General features: G+C 68.4%; 29 protein-coding genes. 11 read left to right on the forward strand and 18 right to left on the reverse strand.

Annotated elements, in window-relative coordinates:
- Nucleotides 1–10: 10 nt before the first annotated feature.
- From LCM32_RS07415 to nifE, 10 genes are read right to left on the reverse strand one after another with little or no spacing between them, the layout of a single operon-like run.
- The gene (locus LCM32_RS07415) at nt 11–460 is read right to left on the reverse strand and encodes a hypothetical protein (RefSeq protein ID WP_224820410.1); all 450 of its coding nucleotides are present in this window, start codon (nt 458–460) and stop codon (nt 11–13) included.
- The gene (locus tag LCM32_RS07420) at nt 447–1,022 is read right to left on the reverse strand and encodes a nitrogen fixation protein NifQ (protein WP_224820411.1); all 576 of its coding nucleotides are present in this window, start codon (nt 1,020–1,022) and stop codon (nt 447–449) included. Before LCM32_RS07420 ends, LCM32_RS07415 begins: the two co-directional genes overlap by 14 nt.
- Nucleotides 1,006–1,311 carry a ferredoxin III, nif-specific gene (gene fdxB, locus LCM32_RS07425; protein ID WP_224820412.1) on the reverse strand — a complete coding sequence of 102 codons (306 nt, stop codon included), beginning with the start codon at nt 1,309–1,311 and terminating at the stop codon, nt 1,006–1,008. Before fdxB ends, LCM32_RS07420 begins: the two co-directional genes overlap by 17 nt.
- A gap of 3 nt (nt 1,312–1,314) precedes the next feature.
- Nucleotides 1,315–1,524 carry a CCE_0567 family metalloprotein gene (locus LCM32_RS07430; protein WP_224820413.1) on the reverse strand — a complete coding sequence of 70 codons (210 nt, stop codon included), beginning with the start codon at nt 1,522–1,524 and terminating at the stop codon, nt 1,315–1,317.
- Nucleotides 1,521–1,661 (reverse strand): hypothetical protein, encoded by a 141-nt coding sequence (locus LCM32_RS07435; RefSeq protein ID WP_224820414.1) that lies wholly within the window; start codon nt 1,659–1,661, stop codon nt 1,521–1,523. The genes LCM32_RS07430 and LCM32_RS07435 overlap by 4 nt, the downstream gene beginning before the upstream one ends.
- 7 nt (nt 1,662–1,668) lie before the next feature.
- Nucleotides 1,669–2,139, reverse strand: coding sequence for a NifX-associated nitrogen fixation protein (locus LCM32_RS07440; protein ID WP_224820415.1), 471 nt, complete (start codon nt 2,137–2,139; stop codon nt 1,669–1,671).
- Nucleotides 2,139–2,612 (reverse strand): nitrogen fixation protein NifX, encoded by a 474-nt coding sequence (gene nifX / locus LCM32_RS07445; protein WP_224820416.1) that lies wholly within the window; start codon nt 2,610–2,612, stop codon nt 2,139–2,141. The genes LCM32_RS07440 and nifX overlap by 1 nt, the downstream gene beginning before the upstream one ends.
- Nucleotides 2,587–3,972 carry a nitrogenase iron-molybdenum cofactor biosynthesis protein NifN gene (gene nifN / locus LCM32_RS07450; protein WP_224820417.1) on the reverse strand — a complete coding sequence of 462 codons (1,386 nt, stop codon included), beginning with the start codon at nt 3,970–3,972 and terminating at the stop codon, nt 2,587–2,589. Before nifN ends, nifX begins: the two co-directional genes overlap by 26 nt.
- A gap of 2 nt (nt 3,973–3,974) precedes the next feature.
- Complete coding sequence (locus LCM32_RS07455; RefSeq protein ID WP_224820418.1) at nt 3,975–4,172, reverse strand: hypothetical protein; 198 nt, start codon at nt 4,170–4,172, stop codon at nt 3,975–3,977.
- A gap of 1 nt (nt 4,173) precedes the next feature.
- Nucleotides 4,174–5,835, reverse strand: a complete 1,662-nt coding sequence (gene nifE, locus LCM32_RS07460) for a nitrogenase iron-molybdenum cofactor biosynthesis protein NifE (protein ID WP_224820419.1) — start codon at nt 5,833–5,835, stop codon at nt 4,174–4,176.
- A gap of 211 nt (nt 5,836–6,046) precedes the next feature.
- Here nifE and LCM32_RS07465 point away from each other — a divergent pair, with 211 nt between their 5' ends.
- Complete coding sequence (locus LCM32_RS07465; protein ID WP_224820420.1) at nt 6,047–6,373, forward strand: hypothetical protein; 327 nt, start codon at nt 6,047–6,049, stop codon at nt 6,371–6,373.
- Nucleotides 6,374–6,431: 58 nt separating this feature from the next.
- Here the strand turns inward: LCM32_RS07465 and nifK are convergent, their stop codons facing one another.
- From nifK to nifH, 3 genes are all read right to left on the reverse strand, one after another.
- A complete protein-coding gene (gene nifK, locus LCM32_RS07470; protein ID WP_224820421.1) occupies nt 6,432–7,970 on the reverse strand; it encodes a nitrogenase molybdenum-iron protein subunit beta in 1,539 nt (512 codons plus the stop codon).
- A 104-nt stretch (nt 7,971–8,074) separates the two neighbouring features.
- Nucleotides 8,075–9,580: a nitrogenase molybdenum-iron protein alpha chain gene (nifD, locus tag LCM32_RS07475; protein WP_224820422.1), complete on the reverse strand. Its 1,506-nt coding sequence runs from the start codon at nt 9,578–9,580 to the stop codon at nt 8,075–8,077.
- Nucleotides 9,581–9,651: 71 nt separating this feature from the next.
- Entirely contained in the window at nt 9,652–10,536 is an 885-nt protein-coding gene (gene nifH, locus LCM32_RS07480) for a nitrogenase iron protein (RefSeq protein WP_224820423.1), read from the reverse strand.
- A gap of 299 nt (nt 10,537–10,835) precedes the next feature.
- Between nifH and LCM32_RS07485 the strand changes: the two genes are divergently transcribed.
- Nucleotides 10,836–11,267 carry an SRPBCC family protein gene (locus LCM32_RS07485; RefSeq protein WP_224820424.1) on the forward strand — a complete coding sequence of 144 codons (432 nt, stop codon included), beginning with the start codon at nt 10,836–10,838 and terminating at the stop codon, nt 11,265–11,267.
- A gap of 515 nt (nt 11,268–11,782) precedes the next feature.
- Entirely contained in the window at nt 11,783–13,123 is a 1,341-nt protein-coding gene (locus LCM32_RS07490) for a Hint domain-containing protein (RefSeq protein ID WP_224820425.1), read from the forward strand.
- 88 nt (nt 13,124–13,211) lie between these two features.
- Here the strand turns inward: LCM32_RS07490 and LCM32_RS07495 are convergent, their stop codons facing one another.
- The 5 genes from LCM32_RS07495 to LCM32_RS07515 form a co-directional block, all read right to left on the reverse strand.
- A complete protein-coding gene (locus LCM32_RS07495) occupies nt 13,212–13,757 on the reverse strand; it encodes a peroxiredoxin (protein WP_224820426.1) in 546 nt (181 codons plus the stop codon).
- Between the two features lie 55 nt (nt 13,758–13,812).
- On the reverse strand, nt 13,813–14,883 hold the full coding sequence (locus LCM32_RS07500; protein WP_224820427.1) for an FAD:protein FMN transferase: 1,071 nt from the start codon (nt 14,881–14,883) through the stop codon (nt 13,813–13,815).
- Entirely contained in the window at nt 14,880–15,365 is a 486-nt protein-coding gene (locus LCM32_RS07505; protein WP_224820428.1) for a SoxR reducing system RseC family protein, read from the reverse strand. Before LCM32_RS07505 ends, LCM32_RS07500 begins: the two co-directional genes overlap by 4 nt.
- Nucleotides 15,362–15,559, reverse strand: a complete 198-nt coding sequence (locus LCM32_RS07510) for a 4Fe-4S binding protein (protein ID WP_224820429.1) — start codon at nt 15,557–15,559, stop codon at nt 15,362–15,364. The genes LCM32_RS07505 and LCM32_RS07510 overlap by 4 nt, the downstream gene beginning before the upstream one ends.
- Before the next feature lie 65 nt (nt 15,560–15,624).
- The gene (locus tag LCM32_RS07515) at nt 15,625–15,912 is read right to left on the reverse strand and encodes a 2Fe-2S iron-sulfur cluster-binding protein (protein WP_224820430.1); all 288 of its coding nucleotides are present in this window, start codon (nt 15,910–15,912) and stop codon (nt 15,625–15,627) included.
- Nucleotides 15,913–16,281: 369 nt separating this feature from the next.
- Between LCM32_RS07515 and rsxA the strand changes: the two genes are divergently transcribed.
- From rsxA to LCM32_RS07555, 8 genes are read left to right on the forward strand one after another with little or no spacing between them, the layout of a single operon-like run.
- The gene (gene rsxA / locus LCM32_RS07520; protein ID WP_224820431.1) at nt 16,282–16,863 is read left to right on the forward strand and encodes an electron transport complex subunit RsxA; all 582 of its coding nucleotides are present in this window, start codon (nt 16,282–16,284) and stop codon (nt 16,861–16,863) included.
- 17 nt (nt 16,864–16,880) lie between these two features.
- Nucleotides 16,881–17,432, forward strand: coding sequence for an RnfABCDGE type electron transport complex subunit B (locus tag LCM32_RS07525; protein WP_224820479.1), 552 nt, complete (start codon nt 16,881–16,883; stop codon nt 17,430–17,432).
- Nucleotides 17,429–18,967, forward strand: a complete 1,539-nt coding sequence (rsxC, locus tag LCM32_RS07530; protein ID WP_224820432.1) for an electron transport complex subunit RsxC — start codon at nt 17,429–17,431, stop codon at nt 18,965–18,967. Before LCM32_RS07525 ends, rsxC begins: the two co-directional genes overlap by 4 nt.
- Nucleotides 18,964–20,028 carry an RnfABCDGE type electron transport complex subunit D gene (locus LCM32_RS07535; RefSeq protein WP_224820433.1) on the forward strand — a complete coding sequence of 355 codons (1,065 nt, stop codon included), beginning with the start codon at nt 18,964–18,966 and terminating at the stop codon, nt 20,026–20,028. Before rsxC ends, LCM32_RS07535 begins: the two co-directional genes overlap by 4 nt.
- Nucleotides 20,025–20,693: an RnfABCDGE type electron transport complex subunit G gene (locus tag LCM32_RS07540; protein WP_224820434.1), complete on the forward strand. Its 669-nt coding sequence runs from the start codon at nt 20,025–20,027 to the stop codon at nt 20,691–20,693. The genes LCM32_RS07535 and LCM32_RS07540 overlap by 4 nt, the downstream gene beginning before the upstream one ends.
- A gap of 1 nt (nt 20,694) precedes the next feature.
- Nucleotides 20,695–21,423 carry an electron transport complex subunit E gene (locus LCM32_RS07545; protein WP_224820435.1) on the forward strand — a complete coding sequence of 243 codons (729 nt, stop codon included), beginning with the start codon at nt 20,695–20,697 and terminating at the stop codon, nt 21,421–21,423.
- Nucleotides 21,420–21,677, forward strand: coding sequence for an RnfH family protein (locus LCM32_RS07550; RefSeq protein ID WP_224820436.1), 258 nt, complete (start codon nt 21,420–21,422; stop codon nt 21,675–21,677). Before LCM32_RS07545 ends, LCM32_RS07550 begins: the two co-directional genes overlap by 4 nt.
- A 32-nt stretch (nt 21,678–21,709) precedes the next feature.
- The gene (locus tag LCM32_RS07555) at nt 21,710–22,696 is read left to right on the forward strand and encodes an FAD-dependent oxidoreductase (protein ID WP_224820437.1); all 987 of its coding nucleotides are present in this window, start codon (nt 21,710–21,712) and stop codon (nt 22,694–22,696) included.
- Nucleotides 22,697–22,749: the final 53 nt, after the last annotated feature.

Consider the following 22,749-nt stretch of genomic DNA (forward strand, 5'->3'; position numbering starts at 1 on the left):
GTTTCGGGGATTACGTGTCGGAGCCGCGTTCGACCTGCGCCAGCAGCCAAGCCCCGCCGAACCGGTCGGTGGGGTCGAGCGTGGCCGCCTTGGCCAGCAGTTCCAGCGCCGCGGCGCGGTCGCCGGTGCGCGCGGCGCAATAGCCCATGGCCACCAGTACCTGCAGGTAGAGACCCGGGGCATAGTCGTGGGCGGTGAAATCCGCATCCATCGGCCCGACCTCCTGCCAGTCCGGGCTGATGTTCAGCCGCCGCGCCACGTGGCCCAGCAGGACCTGCGCATGGATGCGGGCGGCGGTGTAATCGTGGGTGTAGTAGTAGAAGCGATAGGCCGCGAGGCGCACCTCCGCGTCATCGGGGGCGGCCTCCAGCGCGCGGGCGATCGCGGCCTCCCCTTCCTCGGGATGGCTGTGCGGGGCCTCTGCGCCGCTCAGAAGTTTGTGCAGGTCATTCCGGGGCAAAGCAATCCGCGCGTTCTTCGCAGGCGTCACAGCTGGGCGAGAGGCAGAGCGAAAACGCCGCCTCCGAGCAGATCTGGCGATAGAAGAACTTCTTCCAGCGCATGTTCAGCCGGTTGGCCGCATGGAGCCCCGGCAGGTGGCGGGCGATGAGCCCGGACAAGGTGGCGCGTGACGGCAGGCCGAGATCCTGCCAGAGGTGGTTCTGCTCCAGCGCGCGCCGCGCGAGGATGGCTGAGAACCAGCGGGCCTCGGGCGTGGTGCTGCCCGCCCGCCAGAGGATCAGCGTCGCGATGGCCTGCTGGTCGGCCGGCACCTCCGGGCCCGGCAGCGACAGGTCGGGCAACGCCGCGCCGGGCAGCCAGGCGTCGCGCAGCTGTGTCAGGGCTGCGCCCGAGAGGCCCAGCCTCTCGGTCAGGGGCCCTGCCCCGGCCTCGCGTTCGGCGAGGGCGTGATCCACGATGCAAGCCATGTCCGACACCGTCACCATCCGCGCGGCCAGCAGGTCGGCGGGGGGCGGGGTACCGGCGCAGGACCCGGGCACGGGATCAGTCCAGGGCTGCATGGGTCTGGCAGTCCGACGGGCAGACCCGGGCGCAGGCCCCGCAGCCGATGCAATTCTCGGGCGCGATCATCGCCATGACCGATTTCACGATCTCGTCCTCGACGTCGTCGTATTCATCGGTGCCCGGGCGGACGATCTCTCCGTCCTCGGTCAGCCCGTGCAGGGTCATCACGTCGCGACCGCAGACCTTGAAGCAGCGGCCACAGCCGATGCATTTGCCGGGGTCGATGGCCATCAGGAACTCGGGCACGTATTCCGCCCCGCCGCGGGTGTAGGCGACCACGGTCATGGCTCAGGCCTCCTCGGCGGCCTTCTTCGCCGCCTTGAGCGCGCGCCGGGCGGCGGTCAGCTCCTTGAAGACAGCGAAGGTGGCCTCGGCGGTTTCGGGGATCTTCTCCCAGTCCACCGGCAGTTCCTCGGCGAGGTCGTGCAGGTTCATCTTGGCATCGGTGGCGCGCATCGACAGTTTCCTGACGCGGGTTTCCAGCTCTTCGAGGCTCATGTCCGTGGTTCCTTTGCGGGTTTGGGGCTGCGCAGGTAGCGCGACAACGCGGTGCGCCCGCGCGAGGGCCGCAGCACCAGCGGCGGCAGCGCGGGGCGCGGCTTGCGCGGTTTCGGGAGGGGGGCGATCTGGATCATGGCCGCCTCAGGCCCGGGCCGCGTCGGGGTAGGCCTCGATCGTCTCGACCGCGGCCGCGACGACCTTGTCACCGCCCTCGGCCAGCTTTTCCCAGCTTTCGAAGCCGAAGCGGTGGATGTCGCGCAGGTGCTTGGACACGACGACCAGCTTGCCCGCGATCAGCACGATGCGGCCAAAGCCCTCGTGGCTCATCTTCTGCATCTGGCTGGCCATGCAGCCCGTGCGCTTTTCGATCAAGAGGCCCACGGCGTCATAGAACTTGCCAAGCCGCCACATCACGTCCGGGTCCGGATCGCCGATGATCGGGATCTCGCGCCGCTCGTCCCGGGTCACGATGAACTCGGCCATCAGGTCGGCATCGGTCTTGTCGTCCCATTGGCCATAGCTGTCCTCGGCCCGGATCACGGCGGCAAGCTGTTTCAGGAAATCGCTTTCCACCATGGTGCCGCCACGCGGCTCGATCACGTCGGTGGTCATCAGACCCACTCCTCTTCGTCCATGAAATCGGGTTTCTGCGCGGTGCCGAGGATCTTGCGCAGGAAGGGTGGCGGCGTGCCGTTCAGCATCACCTGCACCTGCTCGATCACGGCGGTGATCGGTTCGGGGTCCTTGCGCTTGATCGGGTGGATGCCCGCCTTGACGACCTTGGCCGCCGAGGGCCCGCCGATGGCGAGCGCAAAGAGCAACGCACAGCCGTCCAGCGCCTCGATCTTCGGCGTGATCTTGTCGTCCTGATCGTCGTGCTTGCCCTTCTGGGCAGTCACGTTGTCGAACTCATGCGCGGCGATGAACCGCGATCCGGTCTTCCAGACCTCGTAGATCGCGAACTTCTTGGCCGAGCCGAAGTGCGCGCCGAGGTATTCCATGTCGTTGGTGGCGATGGCAATGCGCAGGGGCGTTTCCTCCGGCGCAGGCCCGCCCCCGTCAATGACGCGTAGGCTGCGGGTCATGGTCGAACTCCTCTGGGATGGGGGCGGCGCCGAAGTCCTGCGGCGTCGCGCGGTGGTGTTGGGCCTGCATCAGGTTGGCGAACTCGTAGAGAAACGCGCGCGACCCGCGGTATCCGGTGCGGCAGACATCCTGCGCACCGATACGGTCGAAGATCGGGAAGCCCGCGCGCAGCAGCGGCAGATGCAGGCGATGCGCCGCATGGCGGCCGTGGCTGTGGGTGATCAGCAGCTGCGCCCCCGCCTCTGCCGCCTGCCGTTCGAAATCGCCGAGATCGCCGAGGATCACCTGCTCGCAGGGCATCCGGTCGATCAGGGGCGTGTGCGGCGTGGTGGTGACGGCGGTCACGATCTCGGCCCCCATGGAGGCCAATGCCGTGCCCAGCGCGAACATAAGGTCGGGATCGGCCGCGATGGCCACCTTGACCCCGCCGGTGTGGAAATGCGCGTCCAGCGCGGCATCCAGCAGCCGGGCCCGGTCGCGCTTGACCGAGGGCGGCGGGTCCTGCACGCCCGACAGCCCCATCAAGGTGCGCACCAGCGCGTCCACCGGCTTCAGCCCGGTGACGGACTGGAACACCCGGTAGGGCACGAGGGCGCGGTCCTCGATGATCTGCGCCGCGCCGCGCATCTGTTCGCCGATCGCCAGCGTGAAGGCCGAGCGGGCAGCATCGGGGATGCGCGCCACGGGCGTGCCGCCCTGGGAACAGCCCGACCAATCGTCCGAGACATGGCCATCCAGCGAGGTGGAAATATCCGGCAGCACCAGCGGCTCCAACCCGAAGGCCCGGATCAGGCGCACCAGTTCCTCGATGTCGGCGGGCGTCAGGTGGCTGCCGCAGAGCAGGTTGACCTGCCGCAGGTCGCTGTCGCGTTCGGTCATCTCGGGCACCAGCGCGGTGACGATGGCCTCCACCGCCCGCGCCCAGCCGTCCTGCATCCCGCCGTCGAAATCGGGGGTGGAGGCATAGACGACCTGCGTATCGGCGAAATCGGCCCGGCGGCGCAGGATCAGCTTCAGCTCGCCCGGCACGTCCTCGCCCCGGGTTTCGGTCAGCGCGGTCGAGGCGATGCCGATGAAGTCCGGCGCGGCCTTCTTGCGCAGGTTCTCGATCGCCTCCTCGATCTGGTCGGCCCCGCCGAGGATGGTGGAGACCTCGTTCATCGCGGTGGTCTGAAGCGGCACCGCCTCCTTGAAGTGGCGCACCAAGTGAACCATCGCGAAGGCGGTACAGCCCTGAGAGCCGTGGAACAGCGGAATGGCCCGCGCGATCCCGAGATAGACCAAAGCCGCGCCGAGCGGGGCGGAACTCTTCAGCGGGTTGGTCGAGAGCGCCCGCCTTGGATGGATCAGCTTGGCCATGATCAGAGCCCCCGGACCCCGCCCGCCGCCAGCATCGGCGGCAGCGGCGCGACCAGCGACACGGGGCGCGCAAGCCCCGCAGTGCTGCGCAACCGGCCGCGGCCAAGCGACGAGGAGAGCACCGCTTCGAGGTGCAGCGTGGCCAGCCGCGTGGCGGCGGGACAGATGGCGGCAGACAGGTGGGCAGCGTGGCAGGTCATCTCAGCAATCCTCGAAATCAGTGGTGGACGATGGCAGCGCGGAGAGCGCCGCGGGTGACAGGGTCGGTGACGTGGGAAAGGACGGGGTAACGGACGATGGCGGCGCCTCTGCCAGGGAGGCGGCCCCATTCGGCATGACAGTCGCGGCATGGGGCGGAAGGTCCCCCGCGGCTTCGCCGGGGGCGTATGTGACGGGACGGGCCGTGGCGGCCGCAGGCACACCGGTGACCGGGCAGGCCCCGCGGTGCGCGGGCAGGATCGCGCCCTGCTCCAGCGGCGTGTCCCAAGGGGCGGGGCTGCGCAGTTCCTCCCACATCGGGTTGTTCACCGCCCGGTCGATGGCGCGCAGCAGGTCGACCATGCCCATGTAGCCTGCGTAGGGCTCGTGCTTTTCCTGGTTCACGTCGACCCAGGGCATCTTTGCCTTGAGCGCCACGAACTGGCTGCGCCCGCCGGACATGAGCAGATCGGCCCCGGCCTCCTTCAGCAGGCGGTACATGTCCTTGGGGGCCATGTTGTCGAACATGTGCTTGTCGTCGCCCATGATCTCGACCACGCGGCCCTTGTCCTCCTCGGTGGCCTTGCGGACCGAGGTGCCGATGACCTCCATACCCAGTTCCTGAAGGGCAGCGACGACGGACCAGCTCTTGTGCCCGCCGGTGTAGAGCAGCACGCGCCGCCCGGCGACGCGGGGGCGGAAGGGTTCCAGCTGCGCCCAGATGGCGGCCTCTTCCTCGGCGATCAGCGCCTCGCAGCGGTCCAGCAGCGCGGCATCGGCGCCGCGCTCGACCAGCATCCGACACATGGTCCGCAGCGCCTCGGAGGTGTCGGAGATGCCGTAGAAGGAGCCCTCGAAGTAGGGAATGCCATAACGCTCCTCCAGCTTGCGGGCGACGTTGATCAGCGCCTTGGAGCAGACCATCATCGTCACCTTGGCGCGGTGCATCATGGCGACCTGCTTGTAGCGCGCATCGGCCGCCAGCGATCCGAGGATGCGGATGCCCAGCCGGTCGAGCAGCGGCTTCACCTGCCACAACTCGCCCGAGAGGTTGTAATCCCCCACGATGTTGATGTCGTAGGGCGTGGTCTCGGCAGGTTCGACCGTGCCGATCACGTGGTCCAGCATCGCCTCCCCCGCCAGCTTGTTGCCGAGGTTCTTGGAGCCCACGAAGCCGGGGGCGTTCACCGGGATGCAGGGCGTGCCGAAGGTCTGGGTCGCCGCCTTGCAGACCGCGTGGATGTCGTCGCCGATCAGGGCAGGCACGCAGGTGGCATAGACGAAGACCGCGGGCGGCTGCTCGGCCTCGATCACCTCGCGCAGGGCGCGGTAGAGCTTGCGCTCGCCATGGCCCATGACGATGTCCAGCTCGGTCAGATCGGTGGTGAAGCCGGTGCGGTAGCGTTCCGAGCCCGAAGAGGCCGCGCCGCGGTTGTCCCAGCCGTTGCCCTCGCAGGCCAGCGGCGCATGGACGAGGTGCGCGACATCGACGATGGGTTGCAGAGCGATCTTGGCCCCGTCGAAGGCACAGCCCCCGGCGGCGGCGCCGGGCGTCAGCGGCTTGGCACAGCCCTTCTTGCGCTGCCGCTCCTCCTTGTTGACGTTGTGATCGCAGCCCGGCTCGTCGAAGACATCGGCGATCTTGCTTTTCAATGCGTCGGACATCGGGCGCTCCCTGTTGCTCGTTTGTGGAACAGCAAGGAGCGTGCCAAGCCTGGAACCTGCAGGAATTGCGCCACACCCGCCGTGCCAAGCGGTTGAGAAGCGGTGAACTTTGCCCCCTGCCCTGTTCAACACCGACGAAAGCGCAAATTGTCGGGGAACAGACAAAGCCTGTGCGGCTTGATCCCCCGTCATGACAGAAAGGACGAAGCCCTTGGTTCTACAGATGATGCAGGCCGTGCAGGACTGGCAGACCCTCACGCTCAGTTCTGTCCGCGTGGCCTGCGACGCCGGGACGGTGATCCACATGCGCCTGATGCAGATCGCGCTCGGCCAAATGGAGGCCGAGGAAGCCACGCGCATGGTGCTGGAAAAACCCGCCACCTTCGCCCGGTCGGCCGAGATGTCGGCCCGGGCCCTTGCGGCCAACCGGGGCGTGGCGGCGGCGGCCATCGCGGGGATGAAGCCGATCGAACGGACCACCCGTTCCAACGCGCGGCGGCTGACCGGGGCCACGCCGCAACCCGCCCGCCGGCGCTGAAGCCAAAGGAAAACCGGCACCCCCGCGGGGATGCCGGCCAGCGTGCGACCCTGCGCGCTCAGCGGGTCAGGTCGAAGCTGTAGTCCGTTTCGCCCGGGATGATCGTATCCTGGTCGAGCTTGTCGAAGACCGTGTCGAGGATCTTGACCAGCGTGGTCAGCGCGCCCTGGTAGCCCCAGGTCGGGAACCGGTGGTGATGGTGCCGGTCGAAGATCGGGAACATCAGCCGGATCAGCGGCGTGCCGGTGTCGCGCTCAAGGTACTTGCCGTAGGAATTGCCGATCAGCATGTCCACCGGCTCGGTCGCCATGAGCGAACGCATGTGCCAGAGGTCCTTGCCGGCCCAGACCTTGCCCTGCTTGCCGAAGGGCGAGGTCGCGAGAAGCTCTTCCATCTTCGCGGCCCATTTCTTGGAGCCGTTGGTAGCCAGGCAATGCACCGGCTCGCCGCCCATCTCCATGACGAAGCGGGCCATGGCATAGACGAAATCGGGATCGCCGTAGATCGCGTAGGTCTTGCCATGCAGGTGCGCCTGGCTGTCGGCGAGCGCGTCGACGAGGCGGCCGCGTTCCTTCTTCAGGGTCTCGGGGATCGCCTTGCCGGTCAGTTCCGAGATCTTCATCAGGAATTCGTCGGTGGCCTGCACCCCCATCGGGTAATGCAGCGCGGCGACCTCCTGCCCTTTCGAGGCGGCGTATTCCAGCGTCTTGGGCGAGCAGTATTCCTGCATCGACACGGTGGCCTTGGCGTTCAGGGCCGCGGCGGCCGCCTCCAGCGTGGTGCCGCCGTCATACATGCGGAACTCACCGTCCGACGGGGTGTCGTAGACGTCCGAGACATCGGAGAGGAAGGTGTACTCCACCCCCATCTCGTCCAGCATCCGCTTGATCTCGCGGTTGTTCGCCACGGCGAACCCGTCGAAGCCGGGGATGATGTTGATGCTCTCGTTCGGGGTGCGCTCGGCCTTCTCCCAGAAGTTCTGGAGGATGCCCTTCTGCATGTTGTCGTAGCCGTCGACGTGGGAGCCGACGAAGGCGGGCGTATGGGCGTAGGGCACATTGAAGTCCGCCTCGACCGAGCCCTTCTCCTTGGCTTGCAGGATGAAGGAGTTCAGGTCATCCCCGATCACCTCGGCCATGCAGGTGGTGGAGACGGCGATCATCTTGGGATCGTAGAGCGCCTTGGTATTGGCGAGACCGTCGACCATGTTGTTGAGCCCGCCGAAGACGGCCGCATCCTCGGTCATCGAGGAGGACACCGCCGAGGCCGGTTCCTTGAAGTGGCGGCTCAGGTGCGAGCGGTAGTAGGCCACGCAGCCCTGCGAGCCGTGCACGAAGCTCATGGTCTTCTCGTAGCCTGCGGAGGCGAAGACCGCGCCGAGCGGCTGGCAGGCCTTGGCGGGGTTCACCGTCAGCGCCTCGCGGGCGAGGTTCTTCTCGCGGTACTCCCACGACTTGGTCCAGTCGCCGATTTCCTTGACCATCTCGTCGGGATGGCCGCATTCGAATTTGACCTTCTTGTTTTCCAGCATCTCCTTGTACTCGGGCTGCTGGAAGAGCGGTGCGTGGTCGAGCACCTTGTCCGCCGATTGAGGCATGGGTCTGATCCTTCTCTTTGGCCGTCCGCATTCCGAGACGCGCCGGGTTGAGGAAACGTGGGGGGGAAGATGCGCGGGGGCCGGGGTCCCCGCGCCGCGTCAGGTCATTCAGCCGCGATCGCCGGGGTGTCCCAGGGCGCGTCGTACATGCCCCAGACCGGGTTGTTGATCGCGAGGTCCATGTCGCGGGCGAAGATCGCGAAGCCGTCGTAGCCGTGGTAGGGACCGGAGTAGTCCCAGCTGTGCATCTGACGGAACGGGATGCCCATCTTCTGGACCGGGTACTTTTCCTTGATGCCGGAGCCGACGAGGTCGGGGCGGATCTTCTCGATGAATTTCTCCAGCTCGTAGCCGGTGACATCGTCGTAGATCAGCGTGCCTTCCTTCACGTAGTGGCCGGTGCGTTTGTAGTCGTCGTTGTGGGCGAACTCGTAGCCCGTGCCGGCGATGACCATGCCGAGGTCGTCATAGGCGGTGACGACGTGGCGCGGACGCAGGCCGCCGACGTAGAGCATGACCGACTTGCCTTCGAGACGCGGACGGAACTTGGCGATGACCTCGTCCACCAGCGGCTGGTACTTGGCGATGACCTTCTCGGCGTTTTCCTGGATCGTCTCGTCGAAGTTCTTCGCGATGGCGCGGAGCGAGGCGGCGATCTGGGTCGGACCGAAGAAGTTGTACTCCATCCAGCCGATGCCGTGCTTCTCTTCCATGTAGCGGCAGATGTAGTTCATCGACCGGTAGCAGTGGATCAGGTTCAGCTTGGCCTTGGGGGCGCGCTCGATCTCGGCCAGGGTCGCGTCGCCGGACCAGTTGCCGACCACGTTCAGGCCCATTTCTTCGAGCAGGATGCGCGAGGCCCATGCGTCGCCGCCGATGTTGTAATCCCCGATGACGTTCACGTCGTAGGGGCCGGGCTCATAGGCCTTCACGGCCTCGCTTTCCTCGGCCTCGAAGACCCAGTCACGCACCGCGTCGTTGGCGATGTGGTGGCCCAGCGACTGGGACACGCCACGGAAGCCTTCGCAGCGGACGGGAACCACGGTCTTGCCGGTTTCCTTCTTCTTCTTGCGCGCCACGGCCTCGATGTCGTCGCCGATCAGGCCGATCGGGCATTCCGACTGGATCGTGGTGCCATTGGCCAGCGGGAAGAGCTCGTTGATCTCGTCGATGGTCTTTTCCAGCTTCTTGTCACCGCCGAAGACGATGTCCTTCTCCTGGAAATCGGTCGTGAACTGCATGGTCACGAAGCTGTCGACGCCGGTCTTGCCGATGTAGTAGTTGCGCCGCTGGGACCAGCTGTACTGACCGCAGCCGACGGGCCCGTGCGAGATGTGGACCATGTCCTTCACCGGGCCCCAGACCACGCCCTTGGAGCCTGCATAGGCGCAGCCGCGGACGGTCATCACGCCGGGGATCGACTTGATGTTGGATTTCTGGGTGTCGCACTTCGACGCGATGCCGGTGGTGGCATCGGGGGCCTCGTCGGTCGCCTTCGAAACCGTGAGGTGCTTGGCGCGGCGCTTCTTCGCCTTGTCCGGATAAGCCTCGAGCACTTCCTCGATGAGGGCCTCGTAGTCTTCCGGTCCGTTTACGTGATCCTTGGCCATCCTTTTGGCTCCTTCTCGTTCACGGGGTTGGAGAGAGAGGGGCCGGCGCAGCGGCCGGCCCCGGCGTGGGGTCAGCCGGCCTGCGCGTCGCTGGCGGCGATGGCGGCGAGACGCTCGTCCTCGGACTGCATGATGCCGAATTCCATCAGCATCTCTTCGAGCTCGTCCATGGTGACGGGGGTCGGAATGACGCCCTTGCCCGAGTTGGCGTGGATCTTCTGCGCCAGCTGGCGGTACTCGTCCGCCTGCTGGGAGTCCGGTGCATACTGCAGCACCGTCTGGCGGCGCAGTTCCGCGTGCTGCACGATATTGTCGCGCGGCACGAAGTGGATCAGCTTGGAGCCCAGCTTGGCCGCCATGGCCTCGGCCAGTTCCAGTTCCTTGTCGGTCTGGCGCTCGTTGCAGATCAGCCCGCCGAGGCGCACGCCGCCGGAGTTGGCGTACTTCAGGATGCCCTTGGCGATGTTGTTGGCGGCATAGAGCGCCATCATCTCGCCCGACATGACGATGTAGATTTCCTGCGCCTTGTTCTCGCGGATCGGCATGGCGAAGCCACCGCAGACCACGTCGCCCAGCACGTCGTAGGAAACGTAATCGACGTTCTCGTAGGCGCCGTTCTCTTCGAGGAAGTTGATCGCGGTGATCACGCCGCGGCCGGCGCAGCCGACGCCCGGCTCGGGGCCGCCGGATTCAACGCACTTGATGTCCTTGTAGCCGACCTTCAGCACGTCCTCGAGTTCGAGGTCCTCGACGGAGCCCATCTCGGCGGCGAGGTGCAGAACGGTGTCCTGCGCCTTGGAGTTCAGGATCAGGCGGGTGGAATCCGCCTTGGGGTCACAGCCCACGATCAGGATTTTCTGGCCCATCTCGACGAGGGCGGCGAGGGTGTTCTGCGAGGTGGTCGACTTGCCGATACCCCCCTTGCCGTAAAAGGCGATTTGACGAAGTTCGCTCATGTCAGTTCCTTCCGGTGTCTCTCGGTTCAAATGTTTCACACGGGTGGTGAGACGGTGCGCGACCGCGCTCGATGAGAGAGAAGCAGGGAGCGTGCCAAGCGGCCCGGTCCGCGGAACGGCGATAATTTCCCATCAGGGGCAACGGGTTAGAGCCCCCCCGCCCGAGCCACGACAAATTGTCGGGTTTCGCGCCCTTTGCGACAAAGCCGACAACCGGCGGGATTCCGTCGGGGGGATTTCCGGGGATTTACAAGGCCGCGTCCCGGGCGCAGCCTCGGACCATCGAGGAGGAGATGCCCATGAGCCCCGAGACACTGACCATCGACGCCCTGATCGACGCCCCGCCCGCCGCCGCGTGGCGTGCCTATACCGATCCCGCCCATATCACCGGCTGGAATTTCGCCTCAGACGACTGGCACTGCCCCTCGGCCTCCGCCGACCTGCGCCCGGGCGGTGCCTATGTCGCGCGGATGGAGGCCCGGGACGGCAGCTTCGGCTTCGACCTTGCGGCGACCTACGAGACGGTGGAGCCGCCGACGAAAGTGTCGATGCGGCTGGAGGACGGGCGCGGCGTGGAAACCACCTTCGCGCCCGAGGGCGACGGGACGCGGGTCACCACCGTCTTCGCGCCCGAAAGCCAGAACCCGGTCGAGATGCAGCGCGCCGGATGGCAGGCGATCCTCGACAGTTTTGCCCGCTACGTTACGGCCCACGCGGCGGAACTGGCCTGACGGCCTGCCCCTGCGCGCCCTGTTGCCCTGTCGCCGCGTGTGACAGGGCGACGGCCCCGGCAGGGCCGCCGCCCCCTGCCCGCCCATGACAGCGCTTCTGCGCTGCGGCAATGGATTCACGCAAACCCGCAACACTCAATAAGGTGCAACAGGCGCCCCTCTATTAAAGGTTGCATTTTCGACCGACTGCGGCATCCTGAAGATGGGCACTCATATGTTAAAACAAGTCCAATGTGCCCGCGTGTTTTTTGGCAGGTACCCGCATGTTGCGGGATGGTTACGAGTATGATCGCAGAAGGACTTCTCCCCTAAGCAGACCACATCGCAGGCGGGTGCATTCGCACCGGCGCTGTCCGCGTCCCTGACGCCCTTATTCCGCGTTTCTGACGCCGAGCGGTGGATCTTCTCCAGCCCTCCCAGGTCCGTGTGCCCGCGCGCATCCGGCCTCTGGGTACTTGCATCCAATTTCCTTTCGGCCGGCGCCTCCGGGTCCGGCCGTACAGGCAGGAGGCTGCATGGCACTTATCAATCTCAACCTCGGCGGGTCCGGGACAACGACGATCGATCAGGACAATGCGGACGACGGCGATACGCTCAACGTCACCGCGCTCGGCTCCCATACGCTGATCGTCGATGGCGTGGCGGTCTCCATCGACAGCATCGCCGGGGTCGAAGCCCTGTCGAACCCCACGTTCCAGGCGCAGAACGGCGGCAGCCTGACCATTGATCAGGGGCTGCTGAACATCGCGGCCCTGAACTCCATGACCTTCAACATCGTCGATGACGGGATGATCACCCTCGACGGTTCGGCCCTCGACCTGCTGAGCGATGTCACAAACCTGCTCAACAGCTACACGGTCGATTTTTCCGGCACGGACGTGGGCACCTTCGTCTACGATCCGCCCGCGGTCTCGATCCTCGGCTCGATCAGCTTCGATGTGACGGGGATGCAGGCGGGCGACACGCTCGACCTTGGCGGGCAGAACTGGGACAGTGGCAGCTACGACAACGGCACCGGCATCCTGACGCTGACCTCCTCGGGCCTCTTCGAACAGACCGTGGTCATGAATGTCGAGATGTCGGCGGCGGATTACCTGATCTATCAGGCCGATCCCTCGGCCTATCTCTCGGGCGATACCTTCGTCTATCCCGGCGCCATCGTCTGCTTCCGCGCGGGCACCCGCATCCTGACCGCCGAGGGCTATGTCGCCGTCGAGGACCTGCGCGAGGGGATGTTGCTGCGCACGCTGGAGGGCGGGCTGGCCCCCATCCTCTGGGTCGGCTCCAGCCATCTCGACGCGACGCGCCTCGACCTGCTGCCGAACCTCTGGCCGATCCGCATCAAGCGCAACGCGCTTGGCAAGGGGTTCCCGGCCCGCGACGTGGAGGTCTCGCCGCAGCATCGGATCTACGTGAACGGCAAGGCGATCGAGGAGGTCGCCGATTGCGAGGCGGGGCTGATCGCGGCCAAGCATCTGACCAAGCTCAGCGGGATCAGCGTGGTGCGCCAGCCCGAGGACCTGACCTATTTCCACATCCTCCTGCCCGCGCATGAGGTCATCTGGGCCGAGAACCTGCCGGCGGAAAGCATGTACATCGGGCCCTACACCGCGCAAAACCTTGCGCCCTCGCTGCGCTCCGAGATCGCGATGCTCTTCCCCGACTTTGCCCGGCGCTTCCGGGAGGGGGCCGAGACCCGTTTCGCCCTGCTACGGGGCAAGGTCGCGCGCGACATCTCGGAAAGCCACGGCGCCTCGCGCACGATGTTCTTTGCACCGGGCAAGATCCGGCAGACGCAGATGCGGGCCGCCCGGCAGGTGCCCTGGACCCCGGCCCGGATGGCCGAGACCGCCTGACACCCCTGCCCGCCCGAAACAGATCAGGCCCCGCCAATTGGCGGGGCCTGTGTCGTATAGGACTGTGTGGTATCGGCCTGCGCCGCGCTTACTGCGCCGCGACGGCCTGCCCCTGCAGATAGCCCAGCAGGGTTTCGGGGCTGGAGACGCCGTAGGGATCCTCCGGGCAGTTGTCCATCAGGCCGGGCTCTTCGAACCAGGCTTCGATCACCCCGTCATTCACCACGGCGGCATAGCGCCAGCTGCGCGGCCCGAAGCCGAGGTTGTCCTTGGCCACCAGCATGCCCATGCGACGGGTGAACTCTGCCGACCCGTCGGGGATGACCTTCACCTTCTCGATGCCCTGCGCCTCGGCCCATTTGTTCATGGTGAAGCTGTCATTGACCGACAGGCAGTAGATCTCGTCGATCCCGGCGGCGCGGAAGGCGTCAAAGCCGCCCTCGAACCCGGGCAACTGGTAGGTCGAACAGGTCGGCGTGAAGGCCCCGGGCAGCGCAAAGAGGATGACCCGCTTGCCGCCGAAGTAATCGGCGGTGGTCATGTCCTGCCAGCGGAAGGGGTTGGGCCCGCCGACCGTTTCGTCGCGCACGCGGGTGTGGAAGGTCACGTCGGGCAGTTTCAATCCGGTCTTCATCGTCATCTCCTTGTGGCTGAACCCGGGGCACGGCCCCGGGCGGGAAAACAGGCGGTCAGCCGAGGCCCGGCAGGGCCACGACGCGCAGCGGTGTCGGAAAGGCCGCGCCCACCGGGGCGAGGCGCGCGGCCATGGCGGGGCTGGCCATCATCGCGCCGTCCTGCGCGATCATCAGCACGGCGCTGACCCCCATGGCAGAGGCGACCGCGGGCCAGTCGGCGCGGCCGGCCACGGCAAGGGCAGTGGCCGCCGCATCGGCGCGGGCCGGGTCGCTGTCGAGCACGGAGACCGAGACGATCTCCTGCACCGGGGCCCCGGTCGCGGGATCGAGGATATGGGCGAAGCGGATGCCGCCGCTCTCGAAGAAACGTTCGTAATTGCCGGAGGTGTAGAGGCTTTCCCCCGGTGCCAGCTCGACCGAGGCGATCGCGCCCCAGACGAAGGGATCGCGGATCGCCACCCGCCAGGGCCGCGCCCCGTGACGGCCCATGACGGTCACGTCGCCGCCCGCGTTCAGCACCGCGTCCCGGATGCCCCGCGCAGCGAGGTGATCGCGGGCCAGCGCCAGTGCCGCGCCCTTGGCAAAGCCGCCGAAATCCAGCGAGACCATGGCGTTGGTCGAGGTGATCCGCGTGCCCTCCACCCGCAGGTCGGCGATCGAGGGATGCGCGTCACGCAGGCGGGCGACCTCTGCGGGTGCAGGCGGCGCACCCTCGGGCGGGGTGTCCTGATGGAAGCCCCAGAGCCCGATCAGACGCCCGATCCCCGGCTCGAACCGCCCGCCGCTGGCGGCGGACAGGGCCTGCGCCCGGGTGACGAGGTCCGCGACCCGGGGCAGCACATCTGCCGCCTCACCCCGCGCGATGGCCTCGTTGAGCGTGGTCACCGCGCCGGGCCGCCAGGCGTGCCATTCGTTGTGCAGCTCCTGAAAAAGGGCGCCAAGGTCCGCGGCGGCGGCACGGGCCTCGGCCGGATCGGTATCCCGGATCACGATCTCCACCAGCGTGCCGAAGACATAGGCCGTCTGGTGCAGTTCCGCCTCGGGCCGCGCCCGCAGCAGGCCCGCGGGCAGCGCAAGCGCCAGCACCGCGATCCCCGCCATCAGAAGGCGCGGCGCCCGGGTCATTCGGCCGGTCCGGCTGGCAGGACCCGCTCGATCCGCAGCGCGGCCAGGTAGCGGCCACGCCGTTCCGCCACGGCCAGCGGCCCGAGGGCCAGCGCCAGCACCGGCAGGCAGAGGAGCGCGGTGGCCGCGTCCGACAGCCCGGCCCGCGCGGCAAGCGCCACGGTCAGCACCAGCGCCAGTGCAGGCGCGAGAAACGCCAGGGCCGCGGCGGCAAGGAAGACCCGCGAGGGCATCGCCACCTCGACCCGGTCACCGGGCGCGATGTCCGCCACCGGCTCGAGCGCCACCGGCTCCTGCGCCATGCGCGCGGCCTTGCGGGCCATGCCGATCTCGATCAGCGCCTTGGCCGCGCAGCCGGAGCTGACGACGCAGCTGCCGCAGCCCGAGGCGCGGTCGGCCTCGACCACGGCCTTGCCGTCGCGCACGGCAGAGACGGTCAGGTTCTGACGCAGGGCCCGCTGGGGGAGAGGACCGCCGCTCATGGTGCCGGCACGATGCAGTCGACTTCCATGCAGACCGACAGGCACTGGGGCATGTCGTGGTCCGGCTCGCACTCGGTGCAGATCTCCGGCTTGATGAAGAAGACGCCCTTCTTCGGGATGATCGCGCCGGTGGGGCAGACCGGCTCGCAGTCGCCGCAGGAGGTGCAGAGGTCGGCGTTGATGAACATGGCCATGGAGTGTGATCCTTTCTCTGGGGTTGCTTTCGGTCGTGATCGTGAAACGGGGTCGCGCGCGCGGCTCAGCCCGGGCGCACCTTCACCGCGCCGCCCAGAACCTGACACTGGCAGGCGAGGCGGTCGGCGTGGCCGGCGAGGTTCTCCTTCAGCACCCGCAGCTCCAGCGCTGAAGGCACGGAGAGGTGCTCGCCCCCCTCCTCGACATGGGTGATGCAGGTGCCGCAGTCGCCCTCGCGGCAGCCAAAGACGATGCCGGCCCCCATCTTCTCGGAGATCTCGATGATCCGCGTGCCCGCGGGCACCGTCACGGTGAGGTCCACATCGGTGAAGGTCAGGCTTCCCTTGGGCATGGCCGGCGTCCTTTTTCTGGCTCTGGTCTGTCTGGTTCTGAACTGTCTGGTTCTGATCTGGGCGCGGGCCGCAGGGGGCCCTTCGTGGGGAGATCAGCAAGCAGCGTGCCAAGCCCGCAGGCCCTTGTAGCAGAGGCCTGTCCCGCGCCCCGGCCCCGCTGTCCGACATTTTTGTCGTGAACCCGACACTGGCCCGGCCCCCTCCTATCGCCGGCCCTGTGCCTCCCCCGTCGCCCGCCCCCTCGACATGCGGCCAGAGCGCACCGTGGCCGGGGCAATCCACGACCGCGCAGGGCTTGGCACGGTGCTTGCTGGTCCCCGGCAGGGACCGATCCCGGCCCCGCCGCCCGACCAAATGGGGAGCCGCCTATGAACGAGGTATTCATCATCCTTCTGGGCACCGCGCTGGTGAACAACGTGGTGCTGGTGAAGTTTCTCGGCCTCTGTCCCTTCATGGGGGTCTCGCGCAAGACCGATGCCGCCATCGGCATGGGGCTGGCCACGACCTTCGTGCTGACGCTGGCCTCTGCCGCCGCATGGGTGGTGGAGGTGGGCATCCTGCAACCGCTCGGCCTTGGCTACCTGCGCATCCTCGCCTTCATCCTCGTCATCGCCGCCATCGTGCAGTTCACCGAGGTGGTGATGCGCAAGGTGGCGCCGGGGCTCTACCGGGCGCTCGGGATTTACCTGCCGCTGATCACCACCAACTGCGCCGTCCTCGGTGTGGCGCTGCTGAATATCCAGGAAGGCTTCGGCTTCGGGCAGAGCCTGCTCTACGGCTTCGGCTCCGCCGCGGGCTTCACGCTGGTGCTGGTGATCTTTGCCGGCATGCGCGAGCGGCTGGCGCAGCTGTCCGTGCCTGCGCCCTTCGCGGGCGTTCCCATTGCCTTCATCGCCGCCGGGCTGCTGTCGATGGCCTTCATGGGCTTCGCCGGCCTCGTGCCGAACTGAACCGGAGAGTGAACGAGATGATCGCTGCCGCCGCTTCCATGTCTGCCCTCGGTGTCGGGCTGGGCCTCGCCCTCGGCTTCGCCGCCCGGCGCTTCCACGTCGAAAGCCCGCCCATCGTGGACGAGATCACCGCCCTGCTGCCGGGCACCAACTGCGGCCAGTGCGGCTTTGCCGGCTGCAGCGGCGCGGCCGAGGCCATCGCCGAGGGCAGTGCCCCGGTCACGCTCTGCCCGCCCGGCGGGCGCGATGTGGCCCTGCAACTGGCCGAGATCACCGGCGCCCCGCCCCCTGCCCCCGGCGGCATGGCCGACGCCGCCCCGCTGGTGGCCTTCATCTTCGAGGACCATTGCACCGGCTGCACCAAGTGCTTCAAGCGGTGCCCGACGGATGCGATCCTCGGCGCGGCCAAGCAGATCCACACCGTCATCCCCGACGCCTGCATCGGCTGCAATGAATGCGTCGAGGCCTGCCCGACCGAGGCGATCCTGCTGCGGTCGAAGCCACGCACCCTGCGCAGCTGGTACTGGGACAAGCCCGCGGCCCCGGTGGCACAGGGGGACGCGGCATGAGCCTTCTGTCCCTGATCGCCCTGCGCAAACCGGCACAGCTGTTCGGCATCCGCGGCGGCGTCCACCCGGAGGGGCGCAAGTTCCTATCTGCCAACAGTGCCATCGAACCGCTGCCGATGCCGGCGCTGCTGCGAGTGCCGCTGCAACAGCATATCGGCGCCGAGGCAGAGCCGCTGGTGGCCCGCGGCGACCGGGTGCTGAAAGGTCAGCTCATCGGGCGGGCCCGCGGGCCGATCTCGGCCAATATCCACGCGCCGACCTCGGGCGAAGTGCTGGCCGTGGGCCATTTCACCGCGCCGCATCCCTCCGGCCTGCCGGTGCCCACGATCACGATCCGGCCCGACGGGCGCGACGCATGGGGCCCGCGCCTGCCGCGCCTTCGTCCCGAGGATGCCTCGCCCGAGGCATTGGCCGCGCGGGTGGCCGAGGCCGGGATCGTCGGCATGGGCGGGGCGACCTTCCCGGCGGCGGTGAAGCTGAACCTGCGCGAGAAATACGATCTGCACACGCTGATCCTCAACGCGGCCGAATGCGAACCCTACCTGACCTGCGATGATCGGCTGATCCGCGAGCGGGCCGAGGAAGTGGCCGATGGCGCCGCGATCATGGCCCGCGCCCTCGGTGTCGGGCGGGTCATCGTGGCGATCGAGTCGAACAAGCCCGAGGCCGTCGCGGCGCTGCAACGGCACAACCTGCCCATGGGCCTCAAGCTCGAGGTGAAGGTGGTGCCGACGCAATATCCGATGGGATCGGAGAAGCACCTTGTCCAGACGGTCACCGGGCAGGAAACCCCGGCCCGGGCCCTGACCGCCGAACTGGGCATCGTGGTGCACAATGCCGCCACCGCGCAGGCGGTCCACCTTGCCGTGCGCTATGGCGAGCCGCTGCTGTCGCGGGTCGTCACCGTCTCGGGCAAGGGCGTGGCCCGGCCCGCGAACCTGCAGGTCCTGATCGGCACGCCGGTGGCAGACCTGCTGGCCCACTGCGGCGGGCTGGTGGGAGAGCCGGACCGGCTGCTCCTCGGCGGGCCGATGATGGGCCAGCCGATCCAGTCGCTGCGGGTGCCGATCGTGAAGGGCACCAACGGTATGCTGGCCCTGACCCGCGCCGAAACCCGCGCCGCCGAACCGCACCCCTGCATCCGCTGCGGCTCCTGCGTGCAGGCCTGCCCCTGCGGGCTGATGCCCTTCGAGATGATGGCCCGCATCCAGTCCGGGGACCTCGATGGTGCGGCAGAGACCGGGTTGCTGGACTGCGTGTCCTGCGGCTCCTGCTCCTTCATCTGCCCCTCGTCGATCCCGCTGGTCCAAGGGTTCAACTACGCCAAGGGCGCCCTGGCCGAGAAGCAGAGCCGCAAGCACCAGCAGGAAGAGACCAAGCGCCTGGCCGAGGCCCGAACCGCCCGCGAGGAAGCGATTGCCGCGGCGAAACGCGCCGCGATGGAGAAACGCAAGGCCGAGATGGCCGCCAAGAAGGCGCGCGACGCCGCAGAGGCTGCCGCAGAGGCCGCCGCCTCGCAGGAGGTCGTGAAATGAGCCTGCCCCGTATCATCGCCGGACCGCACACCCATTCGCTCTTCAATGTGCCACGCACGATGGTGGCGGTGATGGTCTGCCTGGCCCCGGCCACGGCCTATGGCCTGTCCCAATTCGGCTGGCCTGCCGTCTTCCTCTTCGCCGTGACCCTCGCGGCGGCGCTGGCCTTCGAGGCCGCCGCCCTCTCCCTGGGCCGGCGGCCCGTGCTGCGGCACCTCGGCGACGGGTCGGCCCTGCTGACCGGCTGGCTGGTGGCGATGACCCTGCCGCCCTGGGCCCCGTGGTGGGTGGGCGTGACCGGCGCGGGCATCGCGATCCTGATCGCCAAGCATGCCTTCGGCGGGCTGGGGCAGAACCTCTTCAACCCGGCGATGGTGGCGCGCGCCATGCTGCTGATCGCCCTGCCGGTGCAGATGACCACATGGGTCGCCCCCGGCACCGGACTGCCGGATGTGGCCACCGCGCTCTCGATCACCTTCGGCGGCGGCACCGCCTTCGACGCCATCAGCAGCGCCTCGACCCTGGGCCAGTTGCAAAGCGGGCTCGACGCAGGGACCCCCATGGCGGAGCTTCTGGGCAGCCTCGCGCCGCTCCGCGATCACGCCACCGGCCGCGTGCCCGGCAGCCTGGGCGAGACCTCGGCCGTCCTGCTGCTTGGCGGCGGCATTGCACTCGTGGCGCTGCGGATCATCACGCTGGTGATCCCGCTGGCCGTGCTCGGCACCGTCTACCTGCTCTCCGCCGCGGGCTACCTGCTGGACCCGGCGCAGTTCACGCCGCCGCTGCTGCAGATCACCTCGGGCGGGCTGATGCTCTGCGCCTTCTTCATCGCCACGGATTACGTCACCTCGCCGGTGACCGGGGCGGGCAAGGCACTCTACGGGGTGGGCGTCGGGGCGCTGATCTTCGTCATCCGCCACTGGGGTGCCTTCCCCGAGGGCGTCGCCTTTGCGGTGCTGCTGATGAACGCCTGCACGCCGCTGATCGACAGCTACATCCGTCCGCGCATCTTCGGGCGCACCCGGGCGGGCAAGCCCCTGCCGCTGGGAGACAAGGCATGACCCATTGCAGCCACACCCCCGCCGAAACGATCGCCCCCGGCGCAGGCAAGGGCGGGGTCCTCTCCGGTCCGCTCGGCGCGGGCCTACTGCTCGGGCTCTTCGCCCTTGGCACCGCCAGCACACTGGCGCTGACGGATACGGCCACCCGCGCCCCGATCGCCGCCCGCGCGGCCGAGGACCTGCGCGCCTCGCTGGCGCAGGTCATGACCACGCCGCACGACAACGATCCCGCCGCCAGCACGCTGGCGCTGGAGGATAACGCCGAAGGCACCGTGACCGTCTATCGCGCCACGCAGGGCGCAGAGGTCACCGGCTGCGCCTTCGAGTTGACGGGCTATGGCTATGGCGGCGCGATCCGGGTGCTGATCGGGGTCACGCCCGATGGCACGCTCACGGGTGTGCGCGTCCTGTCGCACGCGGAGACGCCCGGGCTGGGGGACAAGATCGAGGCGGCCAAGTCCGGCTGGGTGCAGGCCTTCACCGGCCGCTCGCTGAGCGATCCCGACCCGGCGCAGTGGAAGATCAAGCGCGACGGCGGGGTCTTCGACCAGTTCTCAGGCGCTTCGATCACCCCGCGCGCGGTGGTGGGCACCGTGCACCGCGGGCTGGCGCTTTTCGACCGCAACCGCGCCGCGCTGCTGGCGCCCGCAGGAGAGGCCAGCTGACATGGCAGACTTTCGCAAGATCGCCCGCGACGGGCTCTGGGACAACAACATCGTCTTCGGCCAGCTTCTGGCGCTCTGCCCGTTGCTGGCGGTGACGGGGACGGCGACCAACGGGCTCGGCATGGGGCTGGCGACGACGGCGGTTCTGGTGGCCTCGGAGCTCGCGGTGTCGCTGCTGCGCCGGGCGATCCTGCCCGAGATCCGCATCCCCGTCTTCGTCCTGCTGATTGCGGCCATCGTGACGGCGGTGGACCAGGCCCTCAACGCCTGGGCGCATGAGCTGCACCGCCAACTCGGCCTTTTCATCCCGCTGATCGTCACCAACTGCGCCATCCTCGGCCGGGCCGAGGCCTTTGCCTCGCGCAGCCAGCCGGTGAAGGCCGCCTGGGACGGGCTGATGATGGGCGCGGGCTTTACGTTGGCGCTGGTCGTCCTGGGGGCCCTGCGCGAAATCGCGGGCTCCGGCACGCTTTTCGCGGGGGCTTCGGTCCTGCTGGGCCCGGCCTTCGGCTGGATGGAAGTGACGGTGCTGCCCGGCTACGGCGGGTTCCTCCTGCTGATCCTGCCGCCGGGCGGGTTCCTCGTACTGGGCGGGCTGCTGGCGCTGAAGGCCGCGATGGAACGCCGGGGCAGCAGTGCCACGGCCCCCGGCAGCGCCCTGCCCGCCGCACGCATCTTCACCGCCGTGGGCGCCCTGCCCCCGGTCCCGGAAGAAGGAGAGACCTCATGAATGTCGGCTGTGCCTATGCCAAGCCCACCGCCCAGATCTGGCGCCGCTTCGAGATGCCCGAGGGCGCGACGGTGCGCGAGGTCATCGAACGCTCCGGCCTGCTGGAGCAATTCCCCGAGATCGACCTGGAGACGATGAAAGTCGGCATCTTCGGGTCGGTCGCCAAGCTCGACAAGCCGGTCAAGGAGGGAGACCGGGTGGAGATCTACCGCCCGATCCACCCCGAGGCCGAATTGCTCGAGAAGAAGTTCTGAGCCCGAGAAGACGATCTGAGAAGGAGAGAGCCATGCACCGCCTGACCCGCCGCCACCTCCTCGGCCTTGCTGCCGGGGCCGCCGGGGCCGCCGCCCTCGGCCTCACCGCCCGCCCGCGCGGCACGCGCGCCCTTGTCGTCGGGGGTGGCCCCGCCGGGGCGAGCCATGCCCTGAGGCTGGCGCTGCGCGACCCCGCCACCTCTGTCGTGCTGGTGGAGCGCGATCCCACGCGCCTTGCCCGGGCCGCCGCGCCGGTCTTCGGCCAGCCCACGGCCGGGCCATCGCTTGCGACGCTTCAGGCCGCTGGGGTCGAGATCGTCCTGGACGAGGTCACCGGCATCGACTGGCGCGGGCAGAGCGCCGCGCTCTTCAGCGGGCGCGCCCTTGCCTTCGACCGGATCCTGCTGGCACCGGGCACCGCCCCCCTGCCCGAGGCGATGGCCGGGCTCGACGCCGCGGCGCGCCATCGCTGGCCCGCCGCCTGGGGCAGCCCCCGCGAGGCCCGCCGCCTTGCCGCGACCCTGGAGGCCCTGCCAGATGCACCCCATGTCGCCCTGCGCCTGCCGGAGAAGGGGCTCGCCCACCCCGAGGCCGCCCTGACCCGGGCGCTCGACCTCGCGCAATGGCTGGCCCGCCATCGCCCCGCCGCCCGGTTCACGGTCCTCGACGGAGGGGCTGCCACGGCGCTGGCGCCACGGTTCGAAGCGGCCCGCCCCCGAGCGCTTGCCACGGCATGGCTCGTCCCCGGCACGGGCGGACGCGTCACGGCAATCGATGCGCAGAGGGGCCGGATCGAGACCGACGCCGGGCGTCTTGCGGTCGATGCCGTGAACTTCCTCCCGCCGCTCGGCGCAGGGCGGATTGCGGCCCTTGCCGGGCTCACCGATGCCAGCCACTGGTGCCCGACGGACGCCGCTGGCTGCTCTGCCCTGCAACCAGCCGCGATGATCCTCGGCGATGCAAGGGCGGAAGCCCCCCGGACACTGGCCGGCGCGCTGCGACTTTCTGCGCCGGTCTGAGACCTCCTGACATCGCAGGCCGGGCCAATCGGCCCTGTCCTGAAGGCTGCCCC

Source organism: Pseudooceanicola nanhaiensis (genome assembly GCF_020171315.1).
Taxonomy (GTDB): domain Bacteria; phylum Pseudomonadota; class Alphaproteobacteria; order Rhodobacterales; family Rhodobacteraceae; genus Pseudooceanicola; species Pseudooceanicola nanhaiensis_A.

Excerpts from the sequence above, each read along its gene's own strand:
- LCM32_RS07535 (WP_224820433.1), top strand. The coding sequence starts at position 18,964 with ATGAGCCTGCCCCGTATCATCGCCGGACCGCACACCCATTCGCTCTTC.
- LCM32_RS07550 (WP_224820436.1), top strand. The coding sequence starts at position 21,420 with ATGAATGTCGGCTGTGCCTATGCCAAGCCCACCGCCCAGATCTGGCGC.
- LCM32_RS07525 (WP_224820479.1), top strand. The coding sequence starts at position 16,881 with ATGATCGCTGCCGCCGCTTCCATGTCTGCCCTCGGTGTCGGGCTGGGC.
- LCM32_RS07490 (WP_224820425.1), top strand. The coding sequence starts at position 11,783 with ATGGCACTTATCAATCTCAACCTCGGCGGGTCCGGGACAACGACGATC.
- LCM32_RS07500 (WP_224820427.1), bottom strand. The coding sequence starts at position 14,883 with ATGACCCGGGCGCCGCGCCTTCTGATGGCGGGGATCGCGGTGCTGGCG.
- LCM32_RS07515 (WP_224820430.1), bottom strand. The coding sequence starts at position 15,912 with ATGCCCAAGGGAAGCCTGACCTTCACCGATGTGGACCTCACCGTGACG.
- LCM32_RS07435 (WP_224820414.1), bottom strand. The coding sequence starts at position 1,661 with ATGATCCAGATCGCCCCCCTCCCGAAACCGCGCAAGCCGCGCCCCGCG.
- nifE (WP_224820419.1), bottom strand. The coding sequence starts at position 5,835 with ATGTCCGACGCATTGAAAAGCAAGATCGCCGATGTCTTCGACGAGCCG.
- rsxA (WP_224820431.1), top strand. The coding sequence starts at position 16,282 with ATGAACGAGGTATTCATCATCCTTCTGGGCACCGCGCTGGTGAACAAC.
- LCM32_RS07495 (WP_224820426.1), bottom strand. The coding sequence starts at position 13,757 with ATGAAGACCGGATTGAAACTGCCCGACGTGACCTTCCACACCCGCGTG.
- nifX (WP_224820416.1), bottom strand. The coding sequence starts at position 2,612 with ATGACCCGCAGCCTACGCGTCATTGACGGGGGCGGGCCTGCGCCGGAG.
- LCM32_RS07440 (WP_224820415.1), bottom strand. The coding sequence starts at position 2,139 with ATGACCACCGACGTGATCGAGCCGCGTGGCGGCACCATGGTGGAAAGC.
- nifH (WP_224820423.1), bottom strand. The coding sequence starts at position 10,536 with ATGAGCGAACTTCGTCAAATCGCCTTTTACGGCAAGGGGGGTATCGGC.
- LCM32_RS07455 (WP_224820418.1), bottom strand. The coding sequence starts at position 4,172 with ATGACCTGCCACGCTGCCCACCTGTCTGCCGCCATCTGTCCCGCCGCC.
- rsxC (WP_224820432.1), top strand. The coding sequence starts at position 17,429 with ATGAGCCTTCTGTCCCTGATCGCCCTGCGCAAACCGGCACAGCTGTTC.
- LCM32_RS07485 (WP_224820424.1), top strand. The coding sequence starts at position 10,836 with ATGAGCCCCGAGACACTGACCATCGACGCCCTGATCGACGCCCCGCCC.
- LCM32_RS07510 (WP_224820429.1), bottom strand. The coding sequence starts at position 15,559 with ATGGCCATGTTCATCAACGCCGACCTCTGCACCTCCTGCGGCGACTGC.
- nifN (WP_224820417.1), bottom strand. The coding sequence starts at position 3,972 with ATGGCCAAGCTGATCCATCCAAGGCGGGCGCTCTCGACCAACCCGCTG.
- nifK (WP_224820421.1), bottom strand. The coding sequence starts at position 7,970 with ATGCCTCAATCGGCGGACAAGGTGCTCGACCACGCACCGCTCTTCCAG.
- LCM32_RS07540 (WP_224820434.1), top strand. The coding sequence starts at position 20,025 with ATGACCCATTGCAGCCACACCCCCGCCGAAACGATCGCCCCCGGCGCA.
- fdxB (WP_224820412.1), bottom strand. The coding sequence starts at position 1,311 with ATGACCGTGGTCGCCTACACCCGCGGCGGGGCGGAATACGTGCCCGAG.
- nifD (WP_224820422.1), bottom strand. The coding sequence starts at position 9,580 with ATGGCCAAGGATCACGTAAACGGACCGGAAGACTACGAGGCCCTCATC.
- LCM32_RS07545 (WP_224820435.1), top strand. The coding sequence starts at position 20,695 with ATGGCAGACTTTCGCAAGATCGCCCGCGACGGGCTCTGGGACAACAAC.
- LCM32_RS07555 (WP_224820437.1), top strand. The coding sequence starts at position 21,710 with ATGCACCGCCTGACCCGCCGCCACCTCCTCGGCCTTGCTGCCGGGGCC.
- LCM32_RS07420 (WP_224820411.1), bottom strand. The coding sequence starts at position 1,022 with ATGCAGCCCTGGACTGATCCCGTGCCCGGGTCCTGCGCCGGTACCCCG.
- LCM32_RS07505 (WP_224820428.1), bottom strand. The coding sequence starts at position 15,365 with ATGAGCGGCGGTCCTCTCCCCCAGCGGGCCCTGCGTCAGAACCTGACC.
- LCM32_RS07430 (WP_224820413.1), bottom strand. The coding sequence starts at position 1,524 with ATGAGCCTCGAAGAGCTGGAAACCCGCGTCAGGAAACTGTCGATGCGC.